This window comes from Paenibacillus peoriae (genome assembly GCF_022531965.1).
Lineage (GTDB): Bacteria > Bacillota > Bacilli > Paenibacillales > Paenibacillaceae > Paenibacillus > Paenibacillus polymyxa_D.
The window spans coordinates 4980635-4989381 of the sequence record NZ_CP092831.1 but is presented as its reverse complement, the minus strand read 5'-3'; the positions used below and the strand labels follow the sequence as shown (position 1 = coordinate 4989381).

Below are 8747 nucleotides of genomic sequence, written 5' to 3'. Positions count from 1 at the left end.
TTATTGGAAAATCGACAAAACACAAACAGAAATAATTCCACCATAAAATCCGAATACCCGAAAAACGAAAAGAAGTAATTGTCGATCGTTGCAGACGAGTTTAATCTTTTGACTATGACACCAGAAGAACAACAAAAGGCACACGAAGACTACAGGATAAAAAAGGAAACGTGAAGCTCTTGGAGAAGACTTTTGGTATTATGCCGAAACGTTTTTTTCAGTATTACAATCAGGAGGCTGGAATAGTAATCTACCTTCCATAAGTTCACTATTTAAAGAATTAAGTAAAATCAAGCTATCATTCGAACAAAAAAAGAAAATTAATAAACTAGCTAGAGATATAATGGCTTCATTGAAAGAAGTGAATAATGAATTAGTAAGAGATTTGATAGAAGAATTTAATAAAATAAAAATGGATAATAACCTAACTTTAGTTCAAAAAGAGCATCTGAAGACAGCACTTCTTGAACTCTCACGAACTACAGGGCGGTTAGTTCAAATATATGGACAATGGACTAAAGATGGACAGATTACTAGAGATAATTCTTTGAAAAAGAAAATGGATCATTTAAGCACGTTATATGCGACATCCAGTATATTGAGGAAATGGTTATGAAAATTATATTATCGTAATAGTACAAGTTTCCAACTTTCTTTTTATGGTAATTTATGGTGGTTTCAGACTTTTTATTTTTCGTGTTTATCACGTGCTCTGGCAAACGCAGTAAAATCAACAAATTTGGTTCACGACTTTTTTATCACCTGACACTTCCTGTTCAGAAACATTAATGTAGGTAACTACGATTTAGTGTTGGTAACTCAAGATTATTAAAAACACGGCTGCTTTGGTTTAAATAAATATTATGGTAAAGAAATATTAGAAAAGTTAAAGACAGGAGAACATATTGATAAGGATTAATTTGGAGAGACTATATATTATTTGTCTGTCACATGCTAACATCACTAAATGGCAAAATCGTTGGAGATTTCTTAGAAGAGAATCGAACGGCATATTTTACTAAAAAATACAAGGGAATTCATGATCTTTACGAATGCCAAGCATGGATTTGCGGCAGGATTACCATGGAGAAACATTCCACTTTTGGAAAAAAATAAATTTAGATCAAGACAACACTCCGACGATCCCTAGAACAGATTACGTAGCGAATCCCAATGCTAAAACCTATGCAGTTGCAGTAGATCCTTTTAGGAAATTAGATGGACAAAAAACATCATTTCTAATGATGATGATCGATTCGGTCATCATATTATAGAAGTACTTTCCGAACAAGCATCGGATGCTCATTTAGCTCATTTGAAAAAGCTAGGTAACTCTTATGTTTTTGGAGGAAAAGAAAGTTTGAATTTCACTGTTGAAGGTTTAATTGATGAGATTAGTTTAGTTTTAGTCCCGATAGTAGATGGTGCTTCTAACTCTTTGACGCTATTTGAAACGAGTGCTCATCTTCAAAAAACTAAGCCAGTAAATTTCTTTTTAAAGAGCGTAGAAAAACTGGACGATGGTGGGCTATGGATGAAGTAGGTGATAAATCCTTAAATAGGACTTGAGGCCATCAACTGTCCTCTTATTTGCTATGTTCAAGTTGGAGTGGCAGCCCTGATAGGCTGCCATTATTTTTCGTCCTTGGCTGTCGCTGTTATAACCCCTTGTTTTTCAAAAATGCCGACTTCACGGTAACCCATTTTCGATACAGCATCTGACCGTCTTCAAACTAAAAGGCATGAGCCCGGTACAATACCGAACTCATGCCCAACTGGTTGCATAAAAATATTTGTCTAACTTTAAGGGGGCACTTCATACAGGGCTGCTTTTATACTATGGGCTAATTGCTCGTGTATTTTACCCAATCATATTCAGCGTATAGCGGATTCGCTCCATTATACGAACCTAGCCAGTCGTCAACGCCAGTGCCATTCCATAAATTCATCATAATCTTGCCTGGCGTGCTTGGTATGTTTGTAGTTGCCGTATGCTTTAGAACCCCGTCAACATACCACTTAATGTATCCTGGCTGCCAATCGAAAGCATAGGTGTGAAAGCCTCTTGATGCATCAAAGCCCAGATCAACAACCTTCTCGTGACCACCGACACCGTTTGTATAATAGTTGAATTGCACTTTTGTCGTGTCTTTGCCTAAAAATTCAATATCTATTTCATCCCATTGCGTGCCATCAGTAGGCCCCGTATACGTAAAAAAGGAAGATACGATCCCTGTATTTTTAGCAGGCTTCATACTGACCTCGTATAAGCCGTATCTGTAAGTGTTCGTCGATCGATACTCTCCGCAGTCAAACTTATTGTACGCAGAACTCGTTAAGCCAAGCTTCATTTTGCCATCGTTCGTAAAATTAACATTATTGGCACGCCAAGTGCAATTAAACATGTTCCCATTGGAATATCCGTCTGCCTTTTGCCATGCCCCCGAATTGAAACCATTAAGTGGTTCCCAAAAAACATTCCCCGCATAAACGCTTACCGAAAAAAACAGAGAGACAATGCCCGTGACCATTAAAGTGAACCAAGATTTCTTCTTCATTTTACACCTCCATAAAAGATTGACCAAACATGAAAGAAATGGATGACGATGATACATTATTTCAAGTATTGACCATCTTACCGAAAAAAATAAAGCGCTTCCAAATTTGGTATCTTCATTGTAGTTTGAAATGGAGTCGTCCACAATAGCAAACTTAACACTTGAGGCATAATTTAAAAAAAACTAAATTTTATCAAGTTGTGGTTTGTAAATGAAAGATATACAATTATATACAATAAATGAAAAACAGGGTTGTGATTTGCCATTAAGGGGGGAGGATGATTTTGAAATGGGATAGACTCAGGAAGCGGAGCCACTACATGTTTATACCATTTTATTCTTTTGGTATAATAGTCAATTAATTTTTGAAGCGGAGGCCTTTCTTTGAAAAAATTAGGTATGGTATGTAAAATAGCTCTGATACTTGTATTCTTATTGCCTTTAACACCGGTCTTTGGCCAACATATAGATGCATGGTCAGGTATGCCTATGGGAAAGCTCCATGTCAGGGGCAATCAATTGGTGAACAGCAGCGGAAAACCTGTTGTTTTAAGTGGCTGGCATCAGCCGTCGGGGGCATACTGGACCTATCAAAATAGTAATTATTATCTCAATTTAAATGGTAACAATCGTCATGCAGCAATTTTGGCTTATTTGAAGGATATCACTGACACCTTTGCAGACACCAGACCGAAGTATGGAAGCAACCACGGCTGGTATATGAATCAGGTCCGATTGTTTATTGACCGCCAGGATATGGGAGATGTGGCCGCAGGGTCATACAATTTCTCAGGTTTACAAGCAGCTACACAAAATGTGATTATTCCATACATCAATTATGCGAAAACAAAGGGCATTTATGTTACCCTTGGTCTTGATTTCACTTTGGCTAACGACCAGGCTACAACACAATCCAATCTGGACAAATTCAATCAAATATGGGGGTATCTTGCCTCGCAGCCGGCTATTAATAGCGCGGATAACGTCATGTTTGAACTGATCAACGAGCCTATTAAGTCATATGCGAATGGGCATTGGGGAGGCTATCCTGGCGAAAATGATTTTGTTGACCATTGGAATGATCTGAGAAGATTCCAAAACTCTATCATTTCCACGATTCGAAGTAAAGGAGCGAATAATGTCATCTGGGCTGCAGGGCTTGGATACAACCAATTTTACAGCCCGGCGGCAAAACACCCGTTGACCGACCCCTTAAACAACTACGGCTATGCTGTCCACTGGTATCCGGGCTACGGAGCGCATGATAACAAGGACAAGCTACAATCGCAATGGAATTCCAACATTAAGGCGGCAGCTCAAGCCTATCCAATAAATATCACAGAATTTACCTGGTTCAAAACACAGCCCGGCGATTCGGAGTACTGGAATTTGTTTAACGGCTCTAATAATGGATTTGGGCAAAACACGAAGTCCATTTTTACAGCAGCCGGTAATGTCAGCATGACCGCACACATGAATGGCTTTCTGCTGGAAGCTGGAGCAAGGAGTTCATTTGCGGACCCAACAGCCGGGTTAAAGTGGGATGGCGATAACCGACGTCAGGCGATGGCCCGCTTCTTGTTTGACTGGTACTATGAGCGTGCACGGACCTATCCGAGAGCACTACTCCAGAACAGTGAATCAGCAACGGATGATGTGCCTGTGGCTGCACCGACTGATGTGCTTACAGATACATACATTAATGCACCGACGGACGCACAATCAGAATGATGTTAATACTTTCAGCTACCGACAGCCTTTCCAATTGGATAGGCTGTCGTATTATCTTATAGAAATGACTAGTGCAAGATTGACGGCCATTATGAGGCCTTCCGTTATGTAAAGTTGTTGAAATGATGGGGAGAGAGTATAGTTTGTATGTATTTATTTTGTACGGGAAGAGGTTAATATGGCGACAATTCATGATGTAGCATTAAAAGCGGGCGTGTCGGTCACTACCGTATCCCGTGTAATGAATAACCGGGGATATATCAGCGAAACTACACGCAAAAAAGTGTTCGACGCAATGGAGGAACTTAATTATCAACCCAATGAAATAGCACGATCTCTGCTACGTAAGCAGTCCAATATTATTGGCCTTATTATTCCCAATGTCTCGCATCCTTTCTTCAGTGAGCTTGCCAATCAGGTTGAGTATTTCGCCTATCAGTATGGCTGCAAGGTCCTGCTGTGCAATTCACATATGGATCCCGTGAAAGAGAAAGTGTATATTGATATGTTGAAGCGGAATCGGGTGGATGGCATCATTATGGGTAGCCATACATTAGAAGTAGAAGAGTACCGACATTTGAATTCACCGATCGTGACGTTTGATAGGCAGATTGACCCGTATATTCCTTACATATCCTCGGATAATTATCGCGGAGGCGAACTGGCTACGGAGCTGCTCATTCGCAAAGGCTGCCGGAAAATTGCCCATATCTGCGGAAATCTGGAGCTGAACATGCTGTCCAATGAACGAACCAAGGCATTCCGGGATGTGGTGGGTAAGCATAATGTCCAGCATGTGATTGTTCAAACGGACTTGAATGTGTTCGACCAGAAGGAGTACGAGCGGATCATTTCAAAACTCGTTCATGAACATCCGGATGTGGATGGGGTGTTCGCAACAAGTGATATTATTGCTGCTTTCGCGCTGAAGGAATATATTCGCGCTGGAAGGCATGTGCCAGAGAATGTGCGTATTGTAGGCTTCGATGATGTAAGTGTTGCTTCCTGGCTGACGCCGGAACTTACATCGGTAAGACAGCCGATTGCAGACATCGGCAGACTGGCGGTCGAGCTGATCCGCAGGCAGGCGGAGGGGGAGCAGGTACAACCTGTCAATCTGTTGCCTGTTGAACTAATTGAGCGTGCAACGACCTGAATGAAAATCTGTTCCTCTAACAAGGGGAACAGATTTTTTTTAGTACATGTTAAGGGAATAACATGTCAAACGATTGACACAAGTTAAACCTTTGACATATAATCCGTTTGTAAGCGTTTTATTTAAGTGTTCAGAGCCATTATATAAATAAGGGGATGACAACAGTGAGTAAATTCAAAAGAGTTCAATGGATGGTAATGCTGCTTCTTTTAGTTATGGTGGTGTCTGCATGTGGTGGCTCCGGTGGAGAAGGTAATTCGGCTTCTGGAGGGGGATCAGGGGATTCAAAAAATGTGAAGATTACGCTTTTGAACTCCAAAGGCGAAATCCTTCCACAGCTGGAGGAAGCCGCTAAGGCCTTCCAGAAAGACAATCCGGGTATTACTGTTGAAATCCAGCCGGTTCCGACTGGTGGGTCGCCTTTTGAGCGTGCCTCCGCTTTGTACGCATCCGGAAACCCGCCGACCATGATCATGCTAGATACAGGTGATGTGGAGAAGTTCAAGGACCGTATCCTCGATCTGAGCGGAGAAAAGTGGAATAAGGACACAGTTGAAAACGCTACCACAGCTACGACGGTTGACGGCAAAAATTACGCGTTTCCGCTGGCTGTTGAAGGCTACGGATTCATTTACAACAAAGCCGTTGTAGATAAAGCGGTAGGCGGAAGCTTTGATCCTACCACAATTAAAACCCGAAATGACCTTGAAAAACTGTTTCAGCAAATTGAGGCATCTGGTAAGAAAGCATTGGTGATTTCACCAATGGACTGGTCTCTGGGCGCTCATTATTTGCCTCTTGCTTATGCAGGCCAGAACAAAGACATGGCTGAAGTGGACAAATTCATGGCGTCACTAAAAACGGGCCAGGCTAGCTTGGCTAATAATCCTGTATTTAACGGACTTATGGATACATTCGACCTCATGATGAAATACAACATCGATCAGGCTTCTCCGCTAGCAGGAGCTTATGAACGCGGACCGGAGCTGCTCGGCAAAGGTGAAGTTGGCATTTGGTTCATGGGCAACTGGGCATGGCCGCAAATCAACAGTTTTGATACGGCTAACAAAGAATATGGTTTCTTGCCTGTACCCATCAGTAACAATGCCGATGACTACGGCAATCAGGAGATTTCGTCCGCTGTATCCAAGCGCATTGTTATTGACAAGGAGAAGACTACTCCGGAACAGCAAGATGCGGCGAAGAAGTTCCTGAACTGGATCGTATATGATGAGAAAGGCCAGGATTTCCTCGTGAACCAAGCGAACATTATCCCGGCGTTCAAAAATATTACACTGCCTGCGGCCGACCCGCTTGGCAAGTCCATCCAGGATTATATTGCAAAAGGCAAGTCAGAGCAGTCGATGAGCATGCTGCCTGCGGACCACTGGTCTAAGACAGGATCTTCCATGCAAAAGTATCTGGCGAAACAGGGAGATCGTGCAACACTGGTTAAAGAAATCGAAAACTACTGGAAAACCGTTAAATAAGGTTGTTTTCAAATTACCTGGAATAGAGAGAGAAACCCGAAACAAAGGAAGGGATCATCATGATTACGGAAAAAGGAGTATGGAACCGGCTGCGGACGCGGCTACTGTTTACGGGCCCAACCTTGTTTGCCTTCATAACGGTAATGATTATTCCATTTTTGTATGGCATCTATCTGACGTTCACAAACTGGGATGGTATTTCCACCACACTATCGCTGGTAGGCATCCAAAACTATCTGGCTGTTTTTAGAGATATCGAGTTTTGGAAGTCATTCGGCTTGACGCTCAAGTATGTGTTTTATACCGTTGTTCTTATCAATGTGATCGCTTTTATGCTGGCTTATGTGCTGACTAAAGGGTTAAAAGGGCAGAGTATTTTCCGGGCAGGATTTTTCCTGCCCAACCTTGTCGGGGGCATTGTACTCGGTTTTATCTGGCAGTTTATATTCAACAACGTGCTTGTCTATTTGGGACAACATGCCAGTATACAGTCGCTCAGCACGACTTGGCTGGCTGATCCCGACAAAGCGTTCTGGGCACTCGTGATTGTAACGGTGTGGCAGAACGCGGGTTACATGATGGTCATTTACATCGCGGGATTGACGGGTGTGCCGAATGATATTATGGAGGCCGCAAGCATTGATGGGGCAAACAGCTGGACCAGACTGCGGAAAATGGTATTGCCCTTGATGGTTCCTTCTTTCATCGTATGTATATTTTTGTCCCTGCAACGCGGATTTATGGTCTATGACGTGAACCTTGCGCTCACGAAAGGTGGGCCGTTCAGCAGTACTCAAATGGTGTCGATGCATGTGTATGAAAAGGCATTCCTTTCCCGTGATTATGGTGTGGGGCAAGCAGAAGCATTCGTGTTGTTCCTGATGGTTGCTCTCATCACTCTGCTTCAGGTTTATTTTAGTAAGAAGTTGGAGGTGGAGGCGTAATGACAAGAAAAAGAGTTGCTTCCTCCGTAATCAAATTCATTGTGCTGACAGTCATACTCATATTGTTCATCGTACCGTTCGTCTTTCTGCTGATCAATTCGTTCAAAGAAAACATGGCCATCACCTCAAATCCGTTATCGCTTCCAGAGAGCTTCAGTATGGTCAATTATATGAATGCATTTGATAAAATGAATTACATCGCTGCCTTCACCAACTCATTGGTCATAACGGTGTTAAGCGTTCTGTTTATATCGCTGTTTGCGGCGATGACGGCTCATTATTTTGTCAGAAACAACACCAAGTTCAACCAATATACATTTATGCTGATGGTTGCATCCATGATCATTCCATTCCAGGCTATCATGATTCCATTGGTGAAAATCTACGGGTCACTTGATCTGCTGAACAGTAAGTGGTCGCTGATTTATATGTATATCGGTTTTGGTAGCTCGCTGGCCGTCTTCATTTATCATGGTTTCGTAAAGAGTATTCCAAAAGAACTGGAGGAAGCGGCGCTAATTGACGGCTGCACGCGGGTTCAAACATTCTTCCGGATCGTGTTTCCGGTACTGATGCCCACGACTGCCACCATTTCCATTCTCAATGTGCTGTGGATCTGGAATGATTTTCTGCTGCCTTCCCTCATTCTGGTCGATCCGGAGCAAAGGACACTTCCGTTGTCCACGTATAACTTTTATGGAACCTATACAGTGGATTATGGTCCATTGATGGCAAGTTTGGTACTGACGATATTTCCGATCATTATCATCTATCTGTTCGCCCAGAAGTATATTATTCAGGGTGTTATGCAAGGTTCGATTAAATAATTGTAGGAGTAGGATGCCTTATCAAACAGACTAGAACGTAT

8 protein-coding genes are annotated in these 8747 nt (G+C 42.3%); 7 read left to right on the top strand and 1 reads right to left on the bottom strand.

The annotated features are described in order from the left end of the window. The first annotated feature begins 343 nt into the window (after positions 1–343). Positions 344–616, top strand: coding sequence for a hypothetical protein (locus tag MLD56_RS22175; protein ID WP_029519367.1), 273 nt, complete (start codon positions 344–346; stop codon positions 614–616). 699 nt (positions 617–1315) lie between these two features. After that, positions 1316–1543, top strand: a complete 228-nt coding sequence (locus MLD56_RS22170) for a dihydrofolate reductase family protein (protein WP_152526776.1) — start codon at positions 1316–1318, stop codon at positions 1541–1543. 301 nt (positions 1544–1844) lie between these two features. On the opposite strand, the gene bglS is transcribed toward MLD56_RS22170, so the two are convergent. Continuing rightward, a complete protein-coding gene (gene bglS, locus MLD56_RS22165; RefSeq protein ID WP_029519363.1) occupies positions 1845–2558 on the bottom strand; it encodes a beta-glucanase in 714 nt (237 codons plus the stop codon). A 384-nt stretch (positions 2559–2942) separates the two neighbouring features. Here bglS and MLD56_RS22160 point away from each other — a divergent pair, with 384 nt between their 5' ends. The 5 genes from MLD56_RS22160 (at position 2943) to MLD56_RS22140 (ending at position 8706) form a co-directional block, all read left to right on the top strand. Continuing rightward, positions 2943–4289, top strand: a complete 1347-nt coding sequence (locus tag MLD56_RS22160) for a cellulase family glycosylhydrolase (protein ID WP_029519362.1) — start codon at positions 2943–2945, stop codon at positions 4287–4289. A 178-nt stretch (positions 4290–4467) separates the two neighbouring features. Beyond that, positions 4468–5445, top strand: a complete 978-nt coding sequence (locus MLD56_RS22155; RefSeq protein WP_029519360.1) for a LacI family DNA-binding transcriptional regulator — start codon at positions 4468–4470, stop codon at positions 5443–5445. Between the two features lie 164 nt (positions 5446–5609). Continuing rightward, positions 5610–6935: an ABC transporter substrate-binding protein gene (locus MLD56_RS22150; RefSeq protein ID WP_029519359.1), complete on the top strand. Its 1326-nt coding sequence runs from the start codon at positions 5610–5612 to the stop codon at positions 6933–6935. A gap of 59 nt (positions 6936–6994) precedes the next feature. Next, entirely contained in the window at positions 6995–7879 is an 885-nt protein-coding gene (locus MLD56_RS22145) for a carbohydrate ABC transporter permease (RefSeq protein WP_029519358.1), read from the top strand. Continuing rightward, positions 7879–8706 carry a carbohydrate ABC transporter permease gene (locus MLD56_RS22140; RefSeq protein WP_029519357.1) on the top strand — a complete coding sequence of 276 codons (828 nt, stop codon included), beginning with the start codon at positions 7879–7881 and terminating at the stop codon, positions 8704–8706. The genes MLD56_RS22145 and MLD56_RS22140 overlap by 1 nt, the downstream gene beginning before the upstream one ends. Positions 8707–8747: the final 41 nt, after the last annotated feature.

Bases quoted from the DNA above. Each gene is read 5' to 3' on its own strand.
- MLD56_RS22175 (WP_029519367.1), top strand. From the start codon at position 344: ATGGCTTCATTGAAAGAAGTGAATAATGAATTAGTAAGAGATTTGATA.
- bglS (WP_029519363.1), bottom strand. From the start codon at position 2,558: ATGAAGAAGAAATCTTGGTTCACTTTAATGGTCACGGGCATTGTCTCT.
- MLD56_RS22155 (WP_029519360.1), top strand. From the start codon at position 4,468: ATGGCGACAATTCATGATGTAGCATTAAAAGCGGGCGTGTCGGTCACT.
- MLD56_RS22145 (WP_029519358.1), top strand. From the start codon at position 6,995: ATGATTACGGAAAAAGGAGTATGGAACCGGCTGCGGACGCGGCTACTG.
- MLD56_RS22140 (WP_029519357.1), top strand. From the start codon at position 7,879: ATGACAAGAAAAAGAGTTGCTTCCTCCGTAATCAAATTCATTGTGCTG.